General features: G+C 71.7%; 24 protein-coding genes. 13 read left to right on the forward strand and 11 right to left on the reverse strand.

The window, feature by feature from the left end; genetic code table 11:
- Positions 1 to 17 precede the first annotated feature (17 nt).
- Positions 18 to 455, forward strand: a complete 438-nt coding sequence (locus ACRDTB_RS12550) for a sugar 3,4-ketoisomerase (protein ID WP_431430304.1) — start codon at positions 18 to 20, stop codon at positions 453 to 455.
- Entirely contained in the window at positions 452 to 1,564 is a 1,113-nt protein-coding gene (locus ACRDTB_RS12555; RefSeq protein WP_431430305.1) for a DegT/DnrJ/EryC1/StrS family aminotransferase, read from the forward strand. The genes ACRDTB_RS12550 and ACRDTB_RS12555 overlap by 4 nt, the downstream gene beginning before the upstream one ends.
- Before the next feature lie 58 nt (positions 1,565 to 1,622).
- Here ACRDTB_RS12555 and ACRDTB_RS12560 read toward each other — a convergent pair whose 3' ends face one another.
- Positions 1,623 to 2,321 carry a hypothetical protein gene (locus tag ACRDTB_RS12560; protein WP_431430306.1) on the reverse strand — a complete coding sequence of 233 codons (699 nt, stop codon included), beginning with the start codon at positions 2,319 to 2,321 and terminating at the stop codon, positions 1,623 to 1,625.
- A gap of 147 nt (positions 2,322 to 2,468) precedes the next feature.
- Positions 2,469 to 3,020 (reverse strand): NUDIX hydrolase, encoded by a 552-nt coding sequence (locus ACRDTB_RS12565; protein WP_431430307.1) that lies wholly within the window; start codon positions 3,018 to 3,020, stop codon positions 2,469 to 2,471.
- 245 nt (positions 3,021 to 3,265) lie between these two features.
- Here ACRDTB_RS12565 and ACRDTB_RS12570 point away from each other — a divergent pair, with 245 nt between their 5' ends.
- The 8 genes from ACRDTB_RS12570 to ACRDTB_RS12605 are packed head-to-tail and all read left to right on the forward strand — an operon-like array spanning position 3,266 to position 10,922.
- A complete protein-coding gene (locus ACRDTB_RS12570; RefSeq protein WP_431430308.1) occupies positions 3,266 to 4,444 on the forward strand; it encodes an RCC1 domain-containing protein in 1,179 nt (392 codons plus the stop codon).
- A gap of 5 nt (positions 4,445 to 4,449) precedes the next feature.
- Complete coding sequence (locus ACRDTB_RS12575) at positions 4,450 to 5,238, forward strand: SDR family NAD(P)-dependent oxidoreductase (protein ID WP_431430310.1); 789 nt, start codon at positions 4,450 to 4,452, stop codon at positions 5,236 to 5,238.
- Positions 5,239 to 5,252: 14 nt separating this feature from the next.
- The gene (locus ACRDTB_RS12580) at positions 5,253 to 6,302 is read left to right on the forward strand and encodes a methyltransferase (RefSeq protein WP_431430311.1); all 1,050 of its coding nucleotides are present in this window, start codon (positions 5,253 to 5,255) and stop codon (positions 6,300 to 6,302) included.
- 43 nt (positions 6,303 to 6,345) lie between these two features.
- A complete protein-coding gene (locus ACRDTB_RS12585; RefSeq protein WP_431430312.1) occupies positions 6,346 to 7,623 on the forward strand; it encodes an erythromycin esterase family protein in 1,278 nt (425 codons plus the stop codon).
- A gap of 20 nt (positions 7,624 to 7,643) precedes the next feature.
- Positions 7,644 to 8,285 (forward strand): hypothetical protein, encoded by a 642-nt coding sequence (locus tag ACRDTB_RS12590; protein WP_431430313.1) that lies wholly within the window; start codon positions 7,644 to 7,646, stop codon positions 8,283 to 8,285.
- A gap of 13 nt (positions 8,286 to 8,298) precedes the next feature.
- Entirely contained in the window at positions 8,299 to 9,159 is an 861-nt protein-coding gene (locus tag ACRDTB_RS12595) for a GNAT family N-acetyltransferase (RefSeq protein ID WP_431430314.1), read from the forward strand.
- Positions 9,160 to 9,205: 46 nt separating this feature from the next.
- Positions 9,206 to 9,982: an SDR family NAD(P)-dependent oxidoreductase gene (locus ACRDTB_RS12600; protein WP_431430315.1), complete on the forward strand. Its 777-nt coding sequence runs from the start codon at positions 9,206 to 9,208 to the stop codon at positions 9,980 to 9,982.
- Between the two features lie 13 nt (positions 9,983 to 9,995).
- Positions 9,996 to 10,922: a proline dehydrogenase family protein gene (locus ACRDTB_RS12605; RefSeq protein WP_431430317.1), complete on the forward strand. Its 927-nt coding sequence runs from the start codon at positions 9,996 to 9,998 to the stop codon at positions 10,920 to 10,922.
- A 49-nt stretch (positions 10,923 to 10,971) separates the two neighbouring features.
- On the opposite strand, the gene ACRDTB_RS12610 is transcribed toward ACRDTB_RS12605, so the two are convergent.
- Positions 10,972 to 12,177 (reverse strand): acyltransferase family protein, encoded by a 1,206-nt coding sequence (locus ACRDTB_RS12610; protein WP_431430318.1) that lies wholly within the window; start codon positions 12,175 to 12,177, stop codon positions 10,972 to 10,974.
- 285 nt (positions 12,178 to 12,462) lie between these two features.
- Here ACRDTB_RS12610 and ACRDTB_RS12615 point away from each other — a divergent pair, with 285 nt between their 5' ends.
- Together ACRDTB_RS12615 and ACRDTB_RS12620 are read left to right on the forward strand one after the other, a co-directional pair.
- Complete coding sequence (locus ACRDTB_RS12615) at positions 12,463 to 13,860, forward strand: erythromycin esterase family protein (RefSeq protein WP_431430319.1); 1,398 nt, start codon at positions 12,463 to 12,465, stop codon at positions 13,858 to 13,860.
- 145 nt (positions 13,861 to 14,005) lie between these two features.
- Positions 14,006 to 14,794: a hypothetical protein gene (locus ACRDTB_RS12620; RefSeq protein WP_431430320.1), complete on the forward strand. Its 789-nt coding sequence runs from the start codon at positions 14,006 to 14,008 to the stop codon at positions 14,792 to 14,794.
- A 3-nt stretch (positions 14,795 to 14,797) separates the two neighbouring features.
- Here the strand turns inward: ACRDTB_RS12620 and ACRDTB_RS12625 are convergent, their stop codons facing one another.
- The 8 genes from ACRDTB_RS12625 to ACRDTB_RS12660 form a co-directional block, all read right to left on the reverse strand.
- Positions 14,798 to 15,664, reverse strand: a complete 867-nt coding sequence (locus ACRDTB_RS12625; RefSeq protein WP_431430321.1) for a TIGR03560 family F420-dependent LLM class oxidoreductase — start codon at positions 15,662 to 15,664, stop codon at positions 14,798 to 14,800.
- 44 nt (positions 15,665 to 15,708) lie between these two features.
- Positions 15,709 to 16,341 (reverse strand): NAD(P)-dependent oxidoreductase, encoded by a 633-nt coding sequence (locus tag ACRDTB_RS12630; protein ID WP_431430322.1) that lies wholly within the window; start codon positions 16,339 to 16,341, stop codon positions 15,709 to 15,711.
- Between the two features lie 27 nt (positions 16,342 to 16,368).
- Positions 16,369 to 17,043 (reverse strand): hypothetical protein, encoded by a 675-nt coding sequence (locus tag ACRDTB_RS12635; protein ID WP_431430323.1) that lies wholly within the window; start codon positions 17,041 to 17,043, stop codon positions 16,369 to 16,371.
- A 10-nt stretch (positions 17,044 to 17,053) separates the two neighbouring features.
- Positions 17,054 to 18,709: an MDR family MFS transporter gene (locus ACRDTB_RS12640; protein ID WP_431430325.1), complete on the reverse strand. Its 1,656-nt coding sequence runs from the start codon at positions 18,707 to 18,709 to the stop codon at positions 17,054 to 17,056.
- A 17-nt stretch (positions 18,710 to 18,726) separates the two neighbouring features.
- On the reverse strand, positions 18,727 to 19,170 hold the full coding sequence (locus ACRDTB_RS12645; RefSeq protein ID WP_431430326.1) for a hypothetical protein: 444 nt from the start codon (positions 19,168 to 19,170) through the stop codon (positions 18,727 to 18,729).
- 16 nt (positions 19,171 to 19,186) lie between these two features.
- Positions 19,187 to 19,858 carry a response regulator gene (locus ACRDTB_RS12650; RefSeq protein WP_431430327.1) on the reverse strand — a complete coding sequence of 224 codons (672 nt, stop codon included), beginning with the start codon at positions 19,856 to 19,858 and terminating at the stop codon, positions 19,187 to 19,189.
- A gap of 3 nt (positions 19,859 to 19,861) precedes the next feature.
- A complete protein-coding gene (locus ACRDTB_RS12655) occupies positions 19,862 to 20,590 on the reverse strand; it encodes a sensor histidine kinase (protein WP_431430328.1) in 729 nt (242 codons plus the stop codon).
- A 151-nt stretch (positions 20,591 to 20,741) separates the two neighbouring features.
- A complete protein-coding gene (locus ACRDTB_RS12660) occupies positions 20,742 to 22,736 on the reverse strand; it encodes a BTAD domain-containing putative transcriptional regulator (protein ID WP_431430329.1) in 1,995 nt (664 codons plus the stop codon).
- Between the two features lie 265 nt (positions 22,737 to 23,001).
- Here ACRDTB_RS12660 and ACRDTB_RS12665 point away from each other — a divergent pair, with 265 nt between their 5' ends.
- On the forward strand, positions 23,002 to 23,133 hold the full coding sequence (locus tag ACRDTB_RS12665) for a hypothetical protein (protein WP_431430330.1): 132 nt from the start codon (positions 23,002 to 23,004) through the stop codon (positions 23,131 to 23,133).
- Positions 23,134 to 23,417: the final 284 nt, after the last annotated feature.

A 23,417-nucleotide genomic window follows, 5' to 3' on the forward strand; every position in this document is an offset into this window, starting at 1 on the left:
GAGGGTGGTGGTTGCCGGTGACCGAGGTGCTACCCGAGGTGGGGCGGATCAGCGCGTGCCGGATGGTCGAGCTCACCGAGCACACCGACCCGCGCGGCAGCCTGACCGTCGTCGAGTCCGGCAAGGAGATCGACTTCGTCGTCCGGCGCGCGTACTACATCCACCACGTGCCGCCCGGCGCCGAGCGCGGCGCGCACGGGCACCGCCGGCTGCGGCAGCTGATCGTCGCGGTGCACGGCAGCTTCGACGTGGTGGTGGACGACGGGTTCGCGCGCCGCACGTACGTGCTGGACCACCCCGGCCGCGGGCTGTACGTGGGCCCGATGGTCTGGCGGGACATGGTCAACTTCGCGCCGGACACGGTGGGCCTGTGGCTGGTGTCCGAGCCCTACGACGAGTCCGAGTACTACCGCGACTACGACGAGTTCCTCTCCGACGCCAGGAGCGCGGCATGACGATCCCCTTCCTCGACCTGGACGCCGCCTACCGCGAGCTGCGCGGCGACCTCGACGCGGCCGCGGCGCGGGTCCTCTCGTCCGGGCGTTACCTCCTCGGCCCGGAGAACGAGGCGTTCGAGGCGGAGTTCGCGGCGTACTGCGGCGGCCGGCACTGTGTGGCCGTCGGGTCCGGGCTGGACGCGATCGTGCTCACGCTGCGCGCGCTGGACATCGGGCCGGGCGACGAGGTGATCGTTCCGTCGCACACGTTCGTCGCCACCTGGCTCGCGGTCGCAGCGACGGGCGCCACGCCGGTGCCGGTCGAGCCGGACCCGGCGACGTTCCTGCTCGAGGCCGGCGCCGTGTCCGCGGCGGTGACCCCACGCACGCGGGCGATCGTCCCGGTGCACCTGTACGGGCAGCCGGTCGACCTGGACGCCGTGTTCGCGGTCGCGGACCGGCACGGGCTGGCGGTGGTGGAGGACGCGGCGCAGGCGCACGGCGCGTTCCACCGGGGTTCGCGGGTCGGCTCCCGGTACGCGGCGGCGTTCTCCTTCTACCCGGGGAAGAACCTGGGCGCGCACGGCGACGGCGGCGCGGTCGTCACGAGCGACGCCGCGCTGGCGGCGAAGGTGCGGCTGCTGCGTAACTACGGGTCGACGGTGAAGTACCACCACGTGGTTAAGGGCACGAACTCGCGGCTGGACGAGCTGCAGGCGGCGCTGCTGCGGGTGAAGCTCGCGCACCTGGACGAGTGGAACGCCCGCCGGGTCGCGGTCGCCGGCCGGTACCTGTCCGAACTGGACGGTGTGCCGGGGGTGGTGCTGCCGGTGGTCAGCGAGTGGGCGGAGCCGGTGTGGCACCTGTTCGTGGTGCGCGCCGCCGCGCGCACGGCCCTGCGGGAGCGGCTGGCGGCGGCGGGGGTCGAGACGCTGATCCACTACCCGGTGGCCCCGCACCGCTCCCCGGCGTTCGCCGAGCTGGGCCTCGGTGCGGGCACCCTGCCGGTCGCCGAGCGGCTCGCCGAGGAGGTGCTGAGCCTGCCGATGGGCCCGCACCTGTCGACGGCCCAGGTGTACCAGGTGATCGCCGCGGTTCGCGACACCGTCGAGCAGCGCGCCGCCTGAGGGACGTCGAGAGCAGCGCGGCGCCCGTACCGAGAGGCGGGGCCGCGCTGTCCTGGCGTTACGTGCGCAAGCTCATCACGAACGAGTGGCCCTTGAAGAGCGTGAAGCCGACTTTCGGGTAGAAGTCGATGTTGCAGGCGAGGCCGACCAGTGCAATGCCGTCGCACCCCTCTTGCCTGCCCTTCTCCTTGAGGGCGTTGACCAACGCCCTCCCGCCGCCCGTGACCCCTTTCTGGGGCGTCGGCCAGCCGACGTTCCACGGCGCGCCGGTGAGCTCCGGGACGTACAACGCCTTCTTCCAGCTCGTGTCCCAGAAGTTGGCATCCTGCTCACTGGCTACGCGGCCGGTGCCGGTGAGGACCTGCCAGATGCAGACCGCTTCGAGGCGGTCGTCGGCGACCACGCCCAGTGCGTTGCGCTCTTGCGGCAGCCCTTTCTCCAGCGCCGCCATGATGATCACGAACCTGTCGGTCTGCTCCTCGACGTTCAGCAGCTTCATGCGGAGGGCCTCGTCCGACTGGGTGCTGGACAGCGATTTTCTCAGTGCCAACGCCTCGGTGTGCTCGTCGTCGCCGTGGTCGAACTTCGGCCACGTGCGCAGCATGCCCTGGATCGTTGCTGCGTCCTCGACCACCCTGGTTGCGCCGATCGGCGTTCGGGTGTTCGCGAACCTGGTCCGCCACTTTCGCGCACTGGCTGTCAGGTCGATAGCGGGCTGGGTCGTTGAAGTGGGCGTGTTCCTCGTCGTCTCGGCCACCGTTCGGGTCTCCGTCCTGTGCCGGCGAATCGGATGAAACGTGTCCGACTGAGGTTCGTACGCGTTGGGCGCGGCGTTACGTCCGGTGAGTCGATGCCGACGATGGAGGAGGATGCGGTTGTCTCGTTATTGATCTTGCAGCAGGCATTACGCCGCCGTTCGGGGGGCCGGCGCGTCGGACTGTCCACTGAGGACCTGCCAGAGGCCGACCAGCGTCACCCCGCCCACGATCTCGTGGCGGGCGATCATCGCCGGGACGTCCGCCAGCGGGATCCAGGCCACCCGCTCGGACTCGAACGCGTGCCGGGGCGGGCCGGCGTAGTGCGCGTGGGTGGCGAGGTAGAGGAACTGCTCGGCGTCCGTGATCCCCGCGCACGGCTGGATGTAGGCCAGCTCGGCCAGCTCGCCCGGCCGCCAGCCGGTCTCCTCCTCGGTCTCCCGTGCCGCGGCCCGCTCGGGGCTCTCGCCCGGGTCGACCCACCCGCCGGGCAGCTCCCAGTTCCACGTCTGCGTCGTGAACCGGTGGCGCCACACCATCAGCACGCGCGACGCGTCGAGCACGAGCGTGCCGACCGACCGCGGCAGCCGGACCAGGTGGTGCTCGTACCGCTCGCCGCCCGGAACCTCCACATCGGACAGGTAGAGGTCCATGTACGAGCTCGCGTAGACCCGCCGCTCGCCGTGCACGATCCACCGCATTGGCACTCCTTCGCTCGACCGCGTCTTGAACCATGCTCGAGTTTCTTCCCGCGTGCATGGGCCCGCTGTCCTGCGAAAACGGGAAAGAGCGCCCAGCGCGGAAGGGTTCCCCACCGCGGCGGGACACCGGACCCACGACGTCGGGAATGCCCGGTTCGAACCTGGACGGCGTCGGTTGCCGACGGTTGGACGCACACAGAACTCGGCGCGCCGCGGCGGACTGCCGCGAAGGAGAGGAAGTTGGTATGACTGAGATCGTCAGCGCGTGGGGCGACAACTCGAACGGCCAGCTCGGTGACGGCAGCACGACCGGCCGGCCGAGCCCCGCCCCGGTGTCCGACCTGGACGGGGTGCGCACGATCGAGTCCGGCAGCGGCCATGTCGTGGCGCTGCTCGACGACGGCACCGCCGTCTCGTGGGGCCGCAACGCCTTCGGCCAGGTCGGCAACGGCGCGGTCGAGGTCAACGCGCACCGGCCGGAACCGGTCAAGAACCTCACGGACATCAAGGACGTCGTCCCCGGCGGCGGGCAGACGCTGTACCTGCTCGAGGACGGCACCGTGTGGGGCGCGGGCGGCGGCTTCTTCGGCCTGCTCGGCCCGGCGAACCTGCGGCTGCACCCCGTGCCGGTCCGGGTCGACGGCATCGAGGAGGTCGTCCAGCTGATCTCCGGCGGCGGCCACGCGATCGCGCTGTGCGCCGAGGGCACCGTGTGGACCTGGGGCCGGGACGACTACGGCCAGCTCGGCGACGGCCCGGACGCCAACGACCGGGTGCCCGGCCGCACCTACCAGGAGCACGCCGGCCGCGGCTACGACAGCCGGCCGGCCCCGACCAAGATCGACGGCCTGGGCGAGGTCCGCTCGCTGGCCGCCGGCGGCGGGCACAGCGTGGCCATCCAGACCGACGGCACCGTGTGGACCTGGGGCGACAACGACCGCGGCCAGCTCGGCCACGGCGACCTCGAGCACCTGTCCAGCCCCAAGAAGGTCGAGGGCATCTCCACGGCGGTCGCCGCCACCTGCGCCTACCACCACACCGTGGTGCTGCTGGAGAACGGCACGTTGCGCTCGTTCGGCATCAACGACCGCGGCCAGCTCGGCGACGGCACCACCGAGGACAAGCTGACCCCGGTCGAGGTCAAGGGCCTGAGCCGGGTCAAGCAGGTCACCGGCACCGGTGGTGGCGGCGAGGCCAACCCGGGCAACTACGGGCACACGCTCGCGTTGCTGGAGGACGGCACGGTCTGGGCGTGGGGCTGCAACGACAAGGGCGAGCTGGGCAACGGCACCACCGACCGGCGCGTCGTGGCCGAGCCCGTCCCGGGCCTGACCGGCGTCCGGCACCTGACCGTCGGCGGCGAGGTGCCGATCTCCCGGGAGAACCCCGGCGGCGGCTACGCCCTGGCCATTCACGAGGTGTGAGGCACATGGTCGAGACGATCGGCGAGCTGAGCAAGCCGCTGGCGGGCAAGCGTGCCCTGGTGGCCGGCGGGGACGGCGAGATCGGCAGCGTGATCAGCGCCGGACTCGCGGCCGACGGCGCCGATGTGGCGATCGCCGGCCTGGAAGAGGACTCGTGTCAGGAGCTCGCCGATCGTCTTGCCACCGGCGAGAACCGGACCGGCGGCCACGCGTTCGACACCACCGACCCGGACAGCGTGGCCGGCCTGGTCGACACGCTCACCCAGGACTGGGGCGGCGTCGACATCCTGGTCAACTGCGTGGGCATCCTCAAGCTCAACCTGGCGGAGAACTTCGACGCCGCCGAGTGGCGCAGCGTGGTGGACATCAACCTCACCGGCGCGTTCCTGCTCTCCCAGGCCGTCGGCAAGGCGATGATCAAGCAGGGCACGGGTGGCCGGATCGTCCACCTGACCTCGGTGCGCGGCCACGTCGGGCTCGCCATCGGCGGCTTCTCCGCCTACGGCGCCAGCAAGGCCGGCGTGCACCTGCTGATCAGGCAGCTGGCGTCGGAGTGGGGCAAGCACCAGATCTCGATCAACGGCGTGGGCGCCGGGTTCGTGCGGACGGCGCTGTCCGAGGCGGCGCTGCAGAACCCCGACTTCGCCAACATGGTCGCCGCGCGCACCCCGCTCGGCCGGGTCGCGGAGCTCCAGGAGGTCGCCAACACCGCGATCTACCTCGCCGGCCCCCGGTCGAGCTTCATCACCGGCCAGATCCTCTACGTCGACGGTGGCCTGTCCGCCTCGCAGTGAGAAAGGCAGTTCCAGTGACCACTCCAGGCTCCTACGCCCTGCCCTACAACGGCGAAGCGCCGCCGCCCATGCAGATGATGGAGATGCTCTACGGCGCGCTGGCCACCCAGATGATCTCGGTCGCCGCCGAGCTCGGCGTCGCCGACGAGCTCGCCGAGGGCCCACGCCCGGTCACGGAGGTCGCGCGGGCCGTCGGCGCGCACGAGGGCAACTTGTTCCGGCTGCTGCGCGGCCTGGCCGGGCTCGGTGTGTTCGAGGAGGTCTCGCCGCGCGTGTTCGGGCTGAACTCGCTGGGCGAGACGCTGCGCTCCGGGGTCGAGGGCTCGATGAAGGAGATCGCCCAGGACGTCGGCGGCCGGACCCGGCTGGTGGCCTACACCGAGCTCGCGCATGCCGTGCGCACCGGTGAGGTCGCCTTCGAGAAGGCCCACGGCACGACGATGTGGAACTACCTGCAGAGCCACCCCGAGGAGGTCGCGCTCTTCGGCAAGGCCATGGGGAACCTGGCCAGCGAGGCGCACTCGGTGGCGTTCGCCAACTACGACCTGTCGGACGCGAAGCACCTGATCGACATCGCCGGTGGCGAGGGCTGGCTGATCGCCGCGGTCGCGCCGCACTACCCGAACCTGAAGGCCACGGTGTTCGACGAGGAGCACGTGGTGGGCGGCGCCGAGCGGGTGTTCGCCAGGGTCGGCATCGCCGACCGCGCGGACGGTGTCGCCGGTGACATGTTCGAGTCGGTGCCCACGGGTGGCGACGTGTACGTGCTCTCCTCGATCCTGTTCAGCTACGACGACCCCGAGGCGGGCAAGGTGCTGGGCAACATCCGCGAGGCCATGGACCCGAACGGGAGGATCCTGATCCTCGAGCCGGTGCTGCCCGACGGCAACGGCCCGCACCCGGGCAAGCTGCTGGACGTCACGCAGCTCGCGCTGCACCGCGGCGGCATCCGCACGGTCGGTGAGTGGGAGCGGCTCTTCGCCTCCGCCGGGCTGAAGCTCGCCGAGACGCGGGTCATGTGGCCGGCCGGCCCGACCGACATGATCATCGCCGAGCCCGCCTGAGCACCCTCTCGACCGCCCTTGGAAAGAAGGAAGTGGACGACATATGAACGCGCACAGGCTGCCGAGCCCCGACGCCGAGGCCGCGGTCCGGCAGGACGTGGCGAACTGGATCAAGGCCAACGCGCGGCCGCTGGCCACCACGGACCCGGCGGCGCCGACCGACGACCTGGAGCCGCTGCGCGGCCTGGTCGGCGACGCGGTGATCGTCGGCCTCGGCGGGTCCACCTACGGCGCCCGCGAGCAGTTCACGACGATCCACCGGGTCGTCCGCTTCCTGGTCTCCGAGCTCGGCTTCCGCGCGGTGGCCACGGAGGAGGACTGGGACGTCGCGCTGCCGCTGAACGACTACGTGCGCTCGGGCTACGGCGACCTCGACACGCTGGTGAAGGAGTCCGGCGTGCCGTGGCGGGTCCGCGAGATGCGCGACGCGGTCGCGTGGCTGCGTGAGTGGAACGCCGCGCACCCTGACGACCTCGTGCAGCTCGTCGGCGTCGGCGTGATCGACACCCGGCTTCCCGTGTACGACGCGGTGGCCGAGTACGTGGCGAAGGTCGCGCCGGACCGGTCCGCCGAGCTCGCCGCGCACCTCGACGTCATCCGCCCGAGCCGCCCGGACCACGTGCCGTGGTTCATCATGCAGGTAAAGGAGAAGGACCCCTACGTGGCGCACGCGCGGGCCGCACTGCGGCTGGTGCAGGAGTCCGGCGGGTCGGGCATGGGGCACGAGCTGGCCGTGCAGCACGCGCGCCAGATCGTGGCCTTCTACGAGCACTACGCCTACCACCTGGTCGACGACGGCTACCGCGACGAGCAGATGGCGGAGAACCTGCGCTGGTGGCACCAGTACACCGGGGACAAGATCGCCTACTGGTCGACTAACGCGCACAGCGTGCGGGCCGAGTCGCTGGACATCTCCGTGCCGCCACGCGGCTCGCTGACGTTCAAGCCGACCGGCGCGACGCTCGCGGAGCTGTTCGGCGAGCGGTACGTCTCCGTCGGCCTGACCTACGACCACGGCACGGTGAGCTCCGGCTGGAGCGCGCCACCGTTCGCCGGCCGTCCACTCGAGACACCCACGCAGCCGGACGAGTTCCACGAGCGGCCGTTTGCCAACGATCTGCCGCGCTACCTCGTCGACCTGCGGGCGGAGGCGCCGGAGCCGGTGGCCGGGTGGCTGCGCCAGCAGGTGAAGGGCCGGGTCATCGGCTCGGTCTGCGACGACTCGCGGCCCGACGACCACTACCTGACCGGCGGCTCGCTGCTGGACTGGTACGACGCCGTCATCCACGAGCAGACCGTCACCCCCTCCACCCCGCTCTGATGCGAAAGGTTTGTGCCGCAATGACTTCCCGCGAACTCGGGGCGCTGTCCGGCCCGCTCGCCGCGGCTGCCTTCGTCGGCAGCGTCGGCGGCTCGATCAAGCTGGCCGGCGGCCCACCACCGCGGCCCGGCTCCGCGCCGGAGGACGTCCGCAAGTGGTATGACGCGAGTCCGAAGGCGGGCCGGGTCAGCGCCGTCGGGCAGGTGGCGTCGCTGCTGTCGGTGGCGAGGTTCACGGCGACGGTGGCGCGGCTGGCGAAGCGGTCCGGCTCCCGGTCGCTGCGTACGGCCGCGCTCGCCGGCGGCACCGCGACGGTGGCCTCGTTGGCCACCTCGGTGGCGTGCACCGCGCAGCTGACCACTGACGCACGCGAGGACGACGAGAAGGCCGTGCGGCTCAACGACACCGCGTTCGCCGCGGGCGGCCCGGTGCACGGCGTCGGCTTCGGTGTGCTGACCGGCTCGCTCGCGCTGGCCGGCCTGCGCGGCGGTGAGCTGCCGAAGCCGCTCGCGGTGGCCGGCCTCGTCTCGGCGGCCGCGAGCCTGGCCTCGCCGGCGTACTTCGCCACCGAGAAGGTGGCGCCGCTGATCCCGATCGGGCGGTTCTCCGGCCTGCTGGTCGGCGGGATCGCCGGCGGCATCCTGGCCGCCCGGCGGCGCTGAGGGGGTGGGAACGGTGGTGGACACGATGCGGGTGCACACGACGGCGAGTCCCGCGGAGTTCGCGGAGCGGGTCGGCGGCTTCCTCGAGCGCGAGCCCGCGCGCAACAACGTGCTGCTGGTGCACGCGCTGGACCCCAACGGCGTGCCGCCGGGTCAGGGTGACCCCGTGTTCTCCTGGGTGACCGACGCGAGCGGCGAGCTCGTCGGCGCCGCGTTCGCCCGGCTGCCCTACCGGATGCCGCTGTCGGAGATGCCCGACGACGCCGCCCGCGCGCTCGCCGAGCACCTCGTGACCGTCCTGCCGGACCTCGAGGGCGTCGCCGGTGCGGCCCAGTCCGCGAAGGTGTTCGCCGCCCGCTGGGCCGAGCTCACCGGCAAGACCGCCAACAGCGAGCGCGACCAGTGGCTGATGGTCTGCACCAAGACGACCCGGCCGGCCGACGCCGCCGGTGGGCCGCGCATGTCCACTCAGGACGACCTGGAGACGGTCGCCGAGTGGTTCATGGCCGGCATGCGGGACTCCGGGCTGCCGCCCGAGCAGATCGCGCAGCGGGCCCGCCAGCTCGCCGGCGGGCAGCTCGCCGGCAACCGCCAGATCGTCTGGGAGGACGAGCACGGCACCCCGGTCGGCGCGGCCGGCTGGGGCCTGCGGATCGCCGGCGTGGTCCGGCCGGCCGGCGTGTTCGTCTCGCCCGACCACCGCTCCGGGGGCTACGCCACGCTGTTGCTGGGCGAGGTGACCGCGCGGGCGCTGGACAACGGCGCGGACGCCTGCGTGTGTACCCACTTCCTGAAGTACGAATCGATGCTGGCGGTCGTGGAGAGGGTCGGCTACAGGCGGCTGGCCGACTTCACCGAGTACCGCTTCTCCTGACCCGCGGGCGCGCTGCCGGCCACCATGATGAAAGGGATCGATCTCCATGACCACGAGCATTCCCACCTACCCCGACCTCGCCGGAAAGGTCGCCGTCGTGACCGGAGGCTCGGGCGAGATCGGCGGGCAGACGTGCCGGTACTTCGCGGCGAACGGCATGAAGGTCGTGGTGAGCGGGCGGGACAAGGACGCCATCGACGAGGTCGTGTCGGACATCCGGGCGAGCGGCGGCGAGGCCGTCGGCGTGCCGGCGGACACCCTGTCGAGCGCGGATCTCGCCAACCTGAACGAGTCCGCCGAGCGCGAGCTCGGCCCCGTGGACGTGCTGTGCACGTTCGCCGGCTTCGAGCCCGGTCCGTCCACGATGGACCAGGTGACCGAACAGGACTGGCGGGCCATCATCGACGGCAACCTGACCGGCACGTTCCTGACGCTCAAGGAGTTCGTGGGTGGCATGACCGAGCGTGGCTCCGGCTCGATCATCACCATGTCGTCGGCCGCGGGCCGGCTGCCCGGCTGGTCGTCCTACGGCTACGCGGCGGCCAAGGCCGGCATCCTGCAGCTGACCCGCCGGGTGGCCCAGGACGTCGGCAGGCACGGCGTGCGGGTGAACGCGCTCGCGCCCTCGGCGATCCTGACCAGGAAGCAGGAGGCCCGCATCCCGGCGCACGTGCGCGACCAGGTGGTCAAGGAGCAGTTCGTGCTCGGCCGCTGGGGCACCCCGGCCGACTGCGCGAACGCCGCGCTGTTCCTGGCCTCCGAGGCGTCGTCCTGGATCACCGGGCAGACCACGGACATCGCCGGCGGAAAGATCATGGTCTGAGCGGGCGGGCGGCATGCATCCGTTGCGCAGCCTGATCCTGGCCGCGGCGGGCAGCGACACCATCCGTCGTGCCGTCACCCGGGTGCCGGTGACCAGGAACGTCGTCTGGCGCTTCGTGGCCGGAGAGTCCACACAGGACGCGGTCGCGGCGGCCAGGGGCCTGGTGGCCGCCGGGTTGACCGCGACGCTGGACTACCTCGGCGAGGACACCACCGACGAGGAGCTGGCCGGCCGCACCGCGGACGCCTACGTCGAGCTGCTCGACGCGGTGGCCGCGGCCGGCCTGGCCCAGTACGTCGAGGTCAGCGTGAAACTGTCCGCGGTCGGCCAGCTGCTCGACGAGGAGCTGGCGCTGGCCAACGCCCGCCGCGTCTGTGCCGCGGCCGCGAGCCGCGGCACGACCGTCACGCTGGACATGGAGGACCACACCACGACCGACTCGACGCTGCGGGTGCTGATGCGGCTGCGGCGGGAGTGGCCGTGGGTGGGCGCCGTGCTGCAGGCCTACCTGCGCCGCACGGCGGCCGACGCGGCGGCGCTGGCGATGCCCGACTCGCGGGTGCGGCTGTGCAAGGGCGCGTACGCGGAGCCGGCCGACGTCGCCTTCCCGGACCGGCACCACGTCGACCTGAACTACGTGCGCTGCGTCAACACGCTGCTCTCCGGCGACGGGTACCCGATGTTCGCCACGCACGACCCGCGGCTGGTGGAGATCGTCGCGGACCGGGCGTCCCACCACGGCCGCAAGGCGGACAGCTTCGAGTTCCAGATGCTGTACGGGGTGCGCCCGGCCGAGCAGCGCAGGCTGGCCGAGCTCGGGCACGTCGTGCGGGTGTACGTGCCCTACGGCACCCAGTGGTACGGCTACCTGATGCGCCGGCTGGCCGAGCGTCCCGCGAACACGGGCCTGTTCCTGCGCTCCCTGGTCTCGCACACGTAGCGGGACGCGAGGCACGGCCGGCGGGACCCGGGTCCCGCCGGCCGTCTCGCTATCCGCGAGCCGGTTCCGGTTCCCGTCGCGGGGCGGCGGTGTCGCTGGTCATCGGGTCGGTCATCGGGCCGGCCATCGGGAGGCGGTGGCCGCCCAGGTGGCGGCGCAGCCGCTGCGTCGGCAGCTCGACGAGGTGCCACGACGCCAGCCCGGCGAGGTAGGCCGCGGGGACGGAGACGAACAGCAGCACCCAGCCGGACGTGACGCCGAGCGCGATGAACGTCTGCTGCAGCGGCGCGGCCCAGATGTAGGCGCCGTAGCTGCCGTAGACCCAGCGGGCGCCCCGCTCGAGCCGCCTCGGCCAGTGCCGGCCCAGCACGATCGCGCCGTACGCGACACCGAGCGCCAGCAGCCACTTGTCCAGCGTCACCAGCCGGAACACCGAACCGTCGGTGCCGGCGGCGCCGCCGGGCGGTGCGGCCGCGTCGGGCATGAACACCTCGTGGATCACCAGCCACGCGGCGGCGAGCGCGAGCGCGTACCTGGGCCGGAAGGCGAGCTTGTCCCGGTAGGCGTGCAGGGTGGCCCCGGCGAGGAAGGCGATCATGAACTTCACCAGGAGGGCGATCGGCATGACGCCGAGGAAGCCGCCCGGGTCGAACTCCGAGAGCGTCACGTCCAGCACGCCCTGGGTCAGCATCAGGCCGCCCAGTGCGGCCGGCAGCACGAACCGGGGCAGGCCGATCGCGATCGCGATGCCGAGGACCAGGGCGAGCCCGTAGCCGAAGACCTCCATCGGCAGCGTCCAGAGCGACGGGTTCACCGACAGGTCGTGCGGGTTGGACTCGAAGACGCCCGGCAGCGGGCCGCGCAGGAAGAACGGCACGACCATGGACAGGTACGCCCAGGTCTGCCCGTCGGTCAGGTACTCCCCGGTGGCCAGGGTGGTGAACAGCGGCCCGATCACGAACGCGGTGACCACGAGGACGACCGCGAGCGGCGGCACGATCCGCAGCACGCGCCGGGCGCTGAACCGCCACCAGGACGGGTCCCGCTCCCAGCTGTCCTGGATCTGGTAGCCGCTCAGCGCGAAGAAGACCAGCAGCGCGTAGTCGCCGACCGAGATGTTCAGCACCGTCGCCGACCGCGTCGGATCCGGCAGGAAGACGCTGTGGTCCAGCACGACGAGCAGCGCGCTCAGTAATCGCAACCACGCGAACGCGACCTGCGGGTTCGCGTGGACCTTCTGGAATGCGGTGGCCATGAAGCCCAGCCCTCCTGTCCTGAGTTTTCAGGGAATTGTCTGGCACCGACGGCCCCGCACCCGGGACTCGAGTCCACAATGGATCGGGATATCGACCCGATCGAGGTGCGTGCCGCGCCCGGGAGCCGCGGATATGACCCAAACGGGACGTTTCCGAATACCTGGGCGATAACGTGACTTAACGAACTTGCTCGATTACTGACCGTTCCTTCAGTCGTGCCCCCCATCCTGGCCGGACGTGGTGATGAGTCGAGGTCATGAGTCGAGGGGATTGGTGGTTCAACGATGAGCAATGTCCTGTCTCGCCGCCGGTTCGTCGGTCTGGCCGCGGGCGCGGCCGCCGGGGCGGCGGCGAGCGGTACCGGGCTGATCGGAAGCCGGACCGCGCAGGCCGCGCCGTCGGGGTCCGGCGAGGTGCTGTCCTGGATCAACCAGCACGCCGTGCCGATGCGGTCCCTCGAACCGGACGGGCCGCTCTTCGACCTGGCCCCGCTGCGCGGGATCGTCGGCGACGCGCGGCTGGTCGGCGTCGGCTACGACGCGCACGGCACGCACAGCCTCACCACACTGCACCACCGCGTGATCCGCTTCCTGGTGGAGCACCTGGGTTTCCGCACGGTCGCCTGGGAGGAGAGCTGGGGCGGCGGGGTGGAGATCGACCGGTACGTGCGGACCGGCGGCGGCGACCCGCGGGCCGCCCGGGACCTGGTCGCGGGGGCGTTCCCCATCGTGCGTCACGAGGCGTTCGTCGAGATCGTGCGGTGGTGCAGCGAGTTCAACGCCGGCCGGCCGGAGCACGACAAGGTTCGCTTCCTCGGCTCCGACGTGCTGGAGGTGCGCCAGTTCCTCTACGACCGCGTCAGGCGGTACGTCACCGACGTCGCGCCCGAGCGGCTCGGTGAGCTGAACGCGCACCTCGAGCCCCTGCGGATGCGCGGCAACCCGCAGGAGACCGTGATCTGGTACATGGACCCGAAGAAGACCGAGAAGTGGCGCGACGAGATGGTGGCGCACGGCCGCGCGATGTTCGACCTCGTCAGCGGGCTGCCCGACGCGCCGTCCGCCGTCGAGTACGTGGACGCCGTGCAGGACGCGCGGAACATCTTCGGCTTCTACCACTTCAACTCCTGGAAGGGCACGCTCGCCGACGTCCGCGAGGTCTACATCGCCGAGACCATGAAACAGTGGCTGCGCCGGGTGCCCAACCGGACCGTCTACATCGCACACAACGGCCACATCGCGGCGAACCCGAACATGGTGATCTCGATCCCGCCGGTCGACATGAACCGCGAACGGGTGCTCTCCGGTGCGTACTTCCGGCGTGACTACGGCAGCGACTACGTCGGGATCGGCACGTGCTTCGGCCACGGCACGATCTTCGTCGGCTGGCAGACCGGGCCACGGGACTACGACATCCCCGCGCCGAATCCATCCTTTGTGGACAACACGCTCGGCCGGGCGGTCGCGCCGAACTACCTGCTGGACCTGAACGCCCGTGGTCCGCGGCCGGACTCGGTGCGCCGGTGGCTCGACGGACCGGCCAAGCTGCGCCTCGTCGCGTCGGCGTACGACCCGGCCAAGGACTTCGAGTACAAGCAGCACATCGACCCGTGGCGGGGCGTGGGCTTCGACGCCATGTTCTACGTCGACGAGGTCGAGACGGCCCGCATGTTCGGCCTGTAGGCCCGGTGGGAAGGGAAGGACGCCGGCACGGCGCGGTGCCGGCGTCTTTCGCTTGTGTCGCCCCGAAACCGTGCCGCCCACACGCTGACCGACGCAGGGTTCGGAATCGTCCACCTGCCCGGGCGGATCCGGATATCCTGGATCGATGCCTGTGGACCCGACGAGCAACACCGGTGGCGTCGATGTGTGGGCCGCCATCCAGGCCGCGGAGCTGCGTCCCGGCGCGGACTCCGGTGGACTGTCGGCACGGTCTGGGGGCGACCGTGCGGGTGCGTACATCGGCCTGGCCACGTTCATGATCGGGTCGCTCGGGATGTTCGGTTGGGTGCTGACGCAGTCCCGGGGTTGGTTGCTCGTGCTGGCCGGGATCCCGCCGTGGTTAGCCATCCGGTGGCTGATGCCGAAGATGCGCGGCATGGAGTTCGGGACGATCACCGTCGCCGACCGAGGCGTGGTTCATGTGGTGTCCGGCCGGCACGCGGTCCGCCGCATGCAACGGATGTTCGACCTCGGCGTGAGCCGCTGGACTCGGCACGCCTGGATCGGCGGTCTGGCGATCGGGGTTCTCGGCCCGATCGGACTCGCCATGTTGTTCGTGGTCCTCGATTCCCCCCTTCCGGTCGTCGTTTTCCTCACCTGCGCCGGTTTCGGCATGCTGAATCTCGCACGGTTGGCGGTCGTTCGGCGGCTCCGCGTCCAGTCGAGCCGGGGACGCCTGCTCGACGCGTCGACGATGCTGCCCGCGTTGGCGCTCTACGCGCGTCACCACGGATGGCGGGCCGCGACGTCCGGCGTACCCGCCGACCGGGTCGCGGCGACCTTCGCCGCACACCCGGCCGAGATCTCGGCCGCACGTGAGTACCAATGGCGGACCGAGCTCATGTCCAGCCTCGCCGAGGTCCCCTTCCCGGGCCGAACAGCTCCGAAAGCGTAGGCCTCAGACCTCGGCGGCCGCGGGGATCAGCTTGCCGAGTGCCTCCAGCGACTCGACGGTCCACGAGTGGAACAGCACCAGGTGCTCCACGCCGTAGCCCGCCAGCACCCCGCAGCGCCGCGCGAACGCGTCCGGCGTCTCGTCCTCCAGGAACAGCGTGCTCGCGGTCTTGTCGATGTCGCCGAACGGCCGGCCGACGTCCGCGCAGTGCCGCTCCAGCACGTCGAGCTTGCGGCGGATCGTGGCGCCCTGGTCCGGCAGGTCGGACAGGTTGCACGCGTCCGCGTACTCGGCCACCAGGCGCAGCGTCTTCTTCTCACCGGTCCCGCCGACCAGCACCGGGGGGTGCGGGCGCCCCAGCGGCGGCGGGCTGCTGATCGGGTTCTCCAGCCGGTAGTGGGTGCCCTCGTACGGCGACGTGTCACCCGACCACATCTGGAACGCGATCTCCAGCGCCTCGGTCAGCCGCTCGAAGCGCTCGGCGGTCGGCGGGAAGTCCAGGCCCATGCCCTTCGCCTCGCCCTCGCTGTAGCCGGCGCCGATGCCGAACCACGCGCGGCCGCCGGAGAGCACGTCGAGCGTCGTCACCGCCTTCACCACCACCGCGGGCGAGCGGTACGACACCGGGGTCACCATCGCGCCGAGCCGCATCCGCTCGGTCCGCGCGGCGATGAACCCCAGCGTCGTGTACGTCTCCAGCATCTCCGCGTCCGGGCTCTTGCGCGGGTCGGCCTGGATGACGTGGTCCGGCAGCCACAGCGTGTGCACCCCGGCGGCGTCCGCGGCCCGAACCAGCGCGCCTAGGTGGTCACGCATCGCCGCCGGCCCGCCCGGCCAGGTGTAGTCGCTCAAGCTGATACTGACGCGCATCCGCGGTCCCTCCGACGCTGCCCTGTACCCGTTTCGAGTGCCGATCAGTGGGAGACCCAGACGACCTTGCGGTACGACTCGGCGTCCGCCAAGCGTGACACGACGCAGTCCGCCAGGTTCGCGCGGGAGATCGTCGAGGAGTCCTTCAGCGGCTCGGTCGACGTGCGGTAGGTGCCGGTGTGCTCGCCGTCGGAGAGCCGCGGCGGGCGGAGTGCCGTCCAGTCGACGTCGCTCTCGGCCAGCAGCCGCTCCATCTCGAGCATGTCCTTGTACTGGTGGGAGAACATGCGCGCCACGATCAGCGCCATCACCAGCCGCTGGCCGATGTTGACGTTCGGGTTGGGCTCGACGCCGTCCGCGGACAGCGCGATGATCCGCCGCGGCCCGCCGTCGGCCATCGCGGTCAGCATGTTCGCCACGCCCCGCGAGTACACGGTCGTCGGCTGCTTGCGGTCGGCGACGCCGAGCACGGAGACCACCGCGTCGCTTCCGGCGACGGCCGGGGCCACCGACTCGGCGTCGAGCACGTCGCCCCGCATCACGGTCAGCCCGTCGCGGTCGCCGGCCACGGCCTCGGGGTCGCGGGCCACCGCGGTGACCTTGTGGCCGGCCGCCAGCGCCTGGTCGACGACCTGCTTGCCGGTGCCGCCGGTCGCGCCGAACACGGTCACCCTCATGGCGGTTCCTCCTCGCTGGTGGATGGGTCAGCTGGTCAGCTCGCGGGGCCTGCGGGCCAGCGCCACGGCGGCGGCCCCGCTGACGAGCAGCGACAGCAGGTGCCCGATGGGCAGCGCGACCATCGTCTGCTTCTTCAGCAGCGTCAGGGGTCCGAGCACGCCGAGCGGCGCGGCCACCAGCGACGCGATCGCCACCGGGCGGGGCAGCTCCCCCGTGCGCAGCCCGGCGACGCCCAGCGCGCCGGTCAGCAGGCCGAAGCCGACCCCGTGCACGTGCCCGCCGAGGTGGTAGGACACCTCGCGCAGGTCCCTGGTGGTCTGCAGGTGATTGTCCTTGCTGGTCAACAACAACGTGGCCGAGGCGGACAGCGCCTGTGTGGCGACCGCCCAGCCGCCGCCGACCAGCGCGGCGGTGCGCAGCGCGCCCGAGCCCTTCCCGGACCGCTTGGCCAGGCCCGCGACCGTGCCGGTGAACCGGGCGAGGCCGGTGGTCGACACCGCGTGCCCGGCGACCGACAGCCGCGCCGCGGTCGCCGACTCGGTGAAGTACCTCGCCAGCTCCTCCGGCGGCGTGCCGGGCCTCGGGTACTCGGACTTCTCCGTCGCCTTGGTCGCCGCGATGCCGCCGAAGAACCCGAGGCCGGCGAGCAGGCCGCCGAGCGCGCCACGGGCACGAGGCGGACGGTCCTGCGAGGTCGTCATGATCAGCTCCTTAGACGGGGTTCGTAGCCGAGTGTCCTGCAGGGTCCTGTTGGGGCCGTTGCCCTTCCGAGGTGTCCGCGACCGGTGCTGCACCGGGCTCCGAGCCCGCTCCGGGGCCGTGTCCCTGCCCGTGGCCGTGCCCGCGGTCGCCGTCGCGCAGCTTGGTGTTGGGCAGGAACCAGCAGAGCAGGAAGGCCAGCACCATCAGCGGCACGGCGACCAGGAACACGGTCCGCATGGCGTCGGCGAACATCCCCACGACCTGGTCGTAGGCCTCCGGCGCGGTGGTGGCCAGCGCGCGGATGGACGCCGGGTCCTGGTAGACGACGTTCGTCCCGTCCGGCAGGGCCGCGACCACCGCGGGGTCCAATGTGGACGACGCGGACGTCAGCCGCGCGGTGAGCACGGCGCCGAACACGGCGGTGCCGATGGCCGAGCCGATCACCCGGAAGAAGTTGGCCTGCGCGGTGATCGTGCCGATGTCCCGGCCGCTCACGCTGTTCTGCACGGCGACGATCAGCTTCGAGATCACCATGCCCATGCCGATGCCCATGACCGCGAGGTAGGTCCACAGCTGCCAGGCCGGTGTGGCGGAGTCCAGCAGCGAGAACAGGTACAGGCCGAGCGTCATGATCCCGACGCCGCCGACCACGATCACCTTCATCCGGCCCAGCACCACGGCGATCAGCCAGCCGCTCGCCCCGGACCCGATCATCACCGCCACCATCAGCGGCACGATGTTCAGCCCGGCCGTCGTCGGGTCGTTGCCCCGCACCACCTGCAGGTAGATCGGCACGAAGAAGTACGCGCCGATGGTGGCCACGCCGATGATGAACGTGATCACCAGCGCCAGGCTGATCTCCGGCTTGCGGAACAGGGTCAGCGGGATGATCGGCTCCTTGGCCCGCCGCTCCCACGCGACCAGCGCCACGACGAGCACCAGGAGCGCGGCGAACAGCCCGAGGATCCGCGCGGAGCCCCACGCGTACCGGCTGCCGCCCCAGATCGTGATCAGCACCAGCGTGGACACCGCGGCCACCAGCAGCGTCGCGCCGAGGTAGTCCACCGACGCCTCGCGTCGCACCGCCGGCAGCTTCAGCAGCAGGCCGAGCGCCAGCAGGCCCGCGATGCCGATGGGCACGTTGACCAGGAAGCACCAGCGCCACGACACGTACTCGGTCAGCGCGCCACCGGCCAGCGGTCCGAACACCGACGCGAGCGCGTACATCGCGCCGACCAGCCCCTGGACGCGGCCGAGCTGGCGCGGTGGCACGACGGTCGCGGCGATCGTGAACGCCAGCACCACCAGGCCACCCGCGCCGGCGCCCTGCACCGCGCGGTAGATCACCAGCTGCGTCATGTCCTGGGCGAGCCCGACGAGCAGCGAGCCCGCGGTGAAGATGCCGATGGCGACCATGTAGACCCGCTTCGGGCCGTACAGGTCGCCGAGCTTGCCGTACAGGGCCATCGTCGCGGTGGTGGCCAGCAGGTACGAGGTGACGACCAGCGCGAAGCTGTCCAGGTGCCCGAACTCGCCCACCATCGTGGGCAGCGCGGTGCCGACCAGGGTCTGGTCGAGGGCGGAGAGCAGCTGCCCGGTCAGCAGCACGGTCAGCACCGTGCGGAACTGCCAGCGGGACAGACCGGCCGCGGTCTGTTCGGACATCGATCCTCCTCGTGACGTCAGGCGCTCCGGGTGAGCTGGAACTTTCCTCGGGCGTAGAAGCCGGGCCCGCCGTGGAACATGCGGATGCCGCCGGAGTAGCTCGCCACGGTGGCGCCGGAGCAGGTGGCGGTCGTCGAGTCGTAGTGGGTGGGCCAGTCGCTGGGGTTGAGCGCGGTCCAGTGCAGCAGGCCGTCCCGGACTGCGGTGTACCGCTCGTCGTCGGGGTAGGTCGGCCCGTCGCCGGTCGTGGTGTCAACGCTCAGGCCGGTGCCGCCGTGGGTCACCACGACCTCGAGGGGCTCGACGATGTGCCACTCGTAGAGGTCGTAGACACCCGTGTACCTGCCGACCCACTGGTCCCGCGTCGTCCCGCAGTCGGCGGTCGCCGCGGTCGCCGGCGACCCGGTGCAGGACAGGGCGGCGACGGCGAGGACGGACGTGATCACTCTGCTGGCACGCATGCCACTCCTTCGTTCCTCAGTGCCCCAGGCCGGCCCGGCGCGCCTGGACGGCCGCCTCGGTGCGGTCGGCGATATGGAGCTTGGCGAAGATGCGGGACAGGTAGTTGCGCACCGTCTTGATGGACAGGCCGAGCCGGCGCGCGATCGTGGCGTTGCCCAGACCGTCGGCGACCAGTTCGAGCACGGCGCGCTCGCGGTCGGTCAGGTCGGGGAACGGCTTGCTGGACTCACGCGGCTTGTTCAGGTAGTCCAGCGCCCAGACGGACACCTCGGACCCGAACACCACGCCGCCCCGGCGGACCGTCCCGATGGCCTGCTCGATGTCCTCGGTGCTCGCGCCCTTCACCAGGTAGCCGCGGGCACCCGCGCGGATGGCGGCCAGGAACGTGTCCCGGTCCTCGAGCATGCTCAGCATGATCACCGAGATCTCGGGGTAGCGGGTGGCGATGGTCCTGGTCACCTCGATACCGCTGGTGCCGGGCATGTTCACGTCCAGCAGCACCAAGTGCGGGCGCAGCCGGTAGATCTCGGCCAGCGCCTCCTTGCCGGTGCGCGCCTCGCCCACCACCTCGACCGAGCTGATCAGGTCGAGCAGCATGCGCAGCCCGGACAGGTACACCGGGTGGTCGTCGGCGATGAGGACGCGGGTGGTCTCGGGCGGTGCGGCCAGCTCGAGGTTCGCGGTCACGGCCTACTCCTTCCGCGGAGTCGGTAAGGCGGCCGGCAGGTAGGCGGTGACCCGCACGCCGGTGCCCGGGGTGGCGCCGTCGGTGACCTCGCACCAGCCGCCCAGCTCGGCGGCCCGGCTGCCCATCGAGGTGAGGCCCACCCCGCGCCGGCCGAGGTTCGCCCCACCCACCCCGTCGTCCACAATGGACATATGGAGGCCGTCGTGGGCGCGGACGCGGATCTCGCAGTGCCGGGCGCGGGCGTGCTTGACGACGTTGGTCAAAGCCTCCTTGGCGATCCAGAACGCGGCCACCTGCGCGGTGCGGTCGATCTCGGCCGGCTCGTGCGGGTCCGCGTCGACCGTGACCGTGAGGGAGCCGCCGGTGGCCCGGCTCATCCGCCGGGCGAGCGCGCGCAGCGCGTCGTCGAGCGCCTGGCCGTCGAGCTCGGCCGGGCTCTGGTCGGCGAGCACCCGGCGGAACTCCGTCATGAACGCGGCCGTCTCGTGGCGCAGCTCGCGCAGCATCTCCTCGGCGGCGTCCTGGTTCGCGGTCATCAGCTTGGCCAGGATGTCCGCGCGCAACATGATCCCGGCGAGCCCGGGACCCAGGCCGTCGTGCAGGTTCCGGCGCAGCTGCACCATCTCGCGGTAGTGCGCGCACGCGCCGGTCTCGCATTCGGGCGTTCTCGGGCGGGCTTCGTCCACGGTGAGCGCGCGGGGCACGGTGACCTCCGACCACTGGCGTGTCATCTTTCTTGCCCTCCGATGATTGGCCGGTGGGCTGGAAGTCCCGTCGAAGCGGGAGCAGCGCCCATTCGAGTGGGACGTCAGCCCTTCTGCGGCCGGCAGCGCGGTATGACCGGACCGTGCGGGGCGACTCCGGGAGCGCGCCGAGGAGCGGTCAGCCCGACTGGCCCGTCGTGTTGCGCCACCACGAGCTGCCCGGCACCGCGGACAGCGCGACCAGCCGCATCAGCGCCGGCACGGCGTGGCTCGGTTCGGCGGAGTCCGCGTCCAGCTCCTCCACGAGGTCGGCGTCGATCAGCTCGTCGAGCACCCCCTGCGCCACGGCCGGGCTCATGCTGACCCGCTCGGCGACCTCCTCGGTGGTGAGCGGCGTGCCGTCCGCGGCCGCGAGCCGGCGGAACACCCAGCGCTGCCGGGCCGACAGCGTCTGGTACGCCTCGGCGAGCCGGTCGAACACGTCGAACCCGGCGTAGCTCAGCTCGTTCATCCGGTTCCGCTCGTCGGTCATCCGGGCGACCATCCGGGACAGGTGCCAGCCCGGCCGGCCGGCGAGCTTCGCGCCGATCGCGCGCAGTGCCAGCGGCAGCCGGTCGGCCAGCTCCGCCAGCCGCTCGGTCGCGTCCAGCTCGCGGCTCACCCGGCTCTCGCCGACGGTCTGGGCGAGCAGCCGGGTCGAGTCGGCGACGCTCAGTACCGGCAGCCGCAGCCGCACCGCGCCCGGCAGCGCGTCGATCGGCGTCCGGCTGACCACGACCAGCGCGCAGGCGGAGCCGCTGGGGAACAGGTGCCGCAGCGGGTCGGCCGAGTGCGCCTTGTCCAGCACGACGAGCAGCCGCCGGTCCGCCGTCCAGCTGCGGAAGGTCAGCGCCGCCTCGGCCGCGCTGTTCGGTATGTCGGCCTCGTCGGCGCCGAGCGCCCGGAGCATGCCGCCCAGCACCTGCCGGGACGCCACCGGCGCACCGTCCTCGCCGGTCAGGTCGACGTGGAGCTGTCCGTCGGGGAAGTGCTCCCGCACGCCGCGCGCGGCCTTCGCGACGAACGCGCTCTTGCCGATGCCCGGCCGGCCGATCACGTTGATCACCCGCAGCCCCTGCACGTCCGGGCCGGTGAGCAGCTGGGTGAACCGGTCGATCTCCGGCGCCCGGCCGACGAAGTCCGGGATCTCGGCGGGCAGCTGGGCGGGCGCCGGCGCTCCGGTGTGGACGGTCTGGAACCGTTGGCGCGACATGGGTTGCGCGGCCGGTGCGTCGGGCAGGTCGAGCTCCGGGTCGGCCTCCAGGATCAGCTGGTGCAGCCGCTGCAGCTCGGCGGCCGGGTCGAGGCCCAGCTCGTCGACGAGCGCGGTCCGGATCCGCTGGTACACGCCGAGCGCCTCGGCACGCCGGCCGCTGCGGTACAGCGCGATCATGAGCTTGGCGGACAGGTCCTCGCGGGTCGGCTCGGCGCTGACCAGGCTGGTGAGCTCGCCGATGATCTCCTGGTGCCGGCCGAGCTGCAGGTCCGCCTCGATGCGCAGGGCCAGCACGGTGCGCCGCAGCTCGTCGAGCCGGGTGGCGTGGGTGTACAGCAGCGGTCCGGTCGAGACGTCTTCGATGAAGCCGCCGCGCCACAGGACGAGCGCCTCGCGGAACGTCTCCGACGCGGCGTCGAAACGCCGGCCGAGCAGCTCCTGGCGGCCGCGCCGGGTCAGCTGCTCGAAGCGGTTGGCGTCGATGTGGTCGAGGTGGGGCAGCCGGAGGATGTAGCCGCCGGGGTGGCCGACGAGCGTCGGGGTCGGCCGGCCGTCCGACGGGCCGTCGTCGAGCCTGAGCAGCTTGCGCAGCTGGTAGATGTAGGTCTGCACGGTGGTGAGCGCACTCTGCGGCGGGTTCTCCGCCCACAGCTCCTCGACGAGCTGGTCCACGCGGGTCACCGAGTTGGCCTGCACCGCCAGCAGGGACAGCACCTGCCGCAGCTTCGGCGCCGACGGCGTTACGATGGCGCCGCCGCACTCGAGCACGAGCGGGCCGAGCAGTCCGAGCCCGATCGAACCGGTGGACTCGTTGCCGGGCAAGGGGTTCGGTCCGAAGCGGGTCGCCTCGTCCGGCCGGCTGTCGAGCTGGAGCGATAACAGCGGTGCCGCCGCTGCCCCCGTCTGACGATTCTGCATGGACACTCCCGACCCAAGATCACGACGTGCTTGGCGGCCATCTCGTCGCCCCATGGTTGCACCGGGCGCGGCCGGTACCGGCCGTCGTCAGCGTTCTTCGACCGCGGTACGAGCCGGCCGCATGCGCCACCGGCGCCGGTTGGATCGTCCCAATTGGACGGATAGCCGCCGGGTCGGCGGCATGTCAAGCCGGTTCGGCCGGGACTCGAGCGTTTCTCGAGTCGCCGAACCCAGCCTTGGGACATCGACAGTCAGGAGTATCGGTATGAGCAAACAGCAACTCGCCGAACGTGAGGCGGCGCGGGCGGGCGCCGCCAGGCACGCCCGGGAGGCCGGCCGGCGCCGGTCGGCCACGGTGGACCGCTCGGAGGACCACCTGATCCGGGGATACGACTGATGGCACGGCGTGCCCTGCCCTGCCGGCACTGTGTCGTGCGCGCGTTGGCCGGGATCGCCTGGCCGATGTGGGGTGCCCGGCCCGGGGGCTGGCCCCGGCTCACCCGCTGCGGGTCCTGCGTGGCCCGCCTTCGCGGATAGGCCGGCGGATGCGGGGTGGGATACGAACTGCATAGGACCCGCTCGTCCGGGTCTCGTGGTAGCTCATTGGTGGTCACCCATCCGTTTCATCCGTTGTGTGGCCGGGAGTTGCCGGTGTTGTTCGAGCGGCATACGCGGCGTGGG

The organism is Actinophytocola sp. (assembly GCF_050699935.1).
In the GTDB taxonomy this organism is placed as follows: domain Bacteria; phylum Actinomycetota; class Actinomycetes; order Mycobacteriales; family Pseudonocardiaceae; genus Actinophytocola.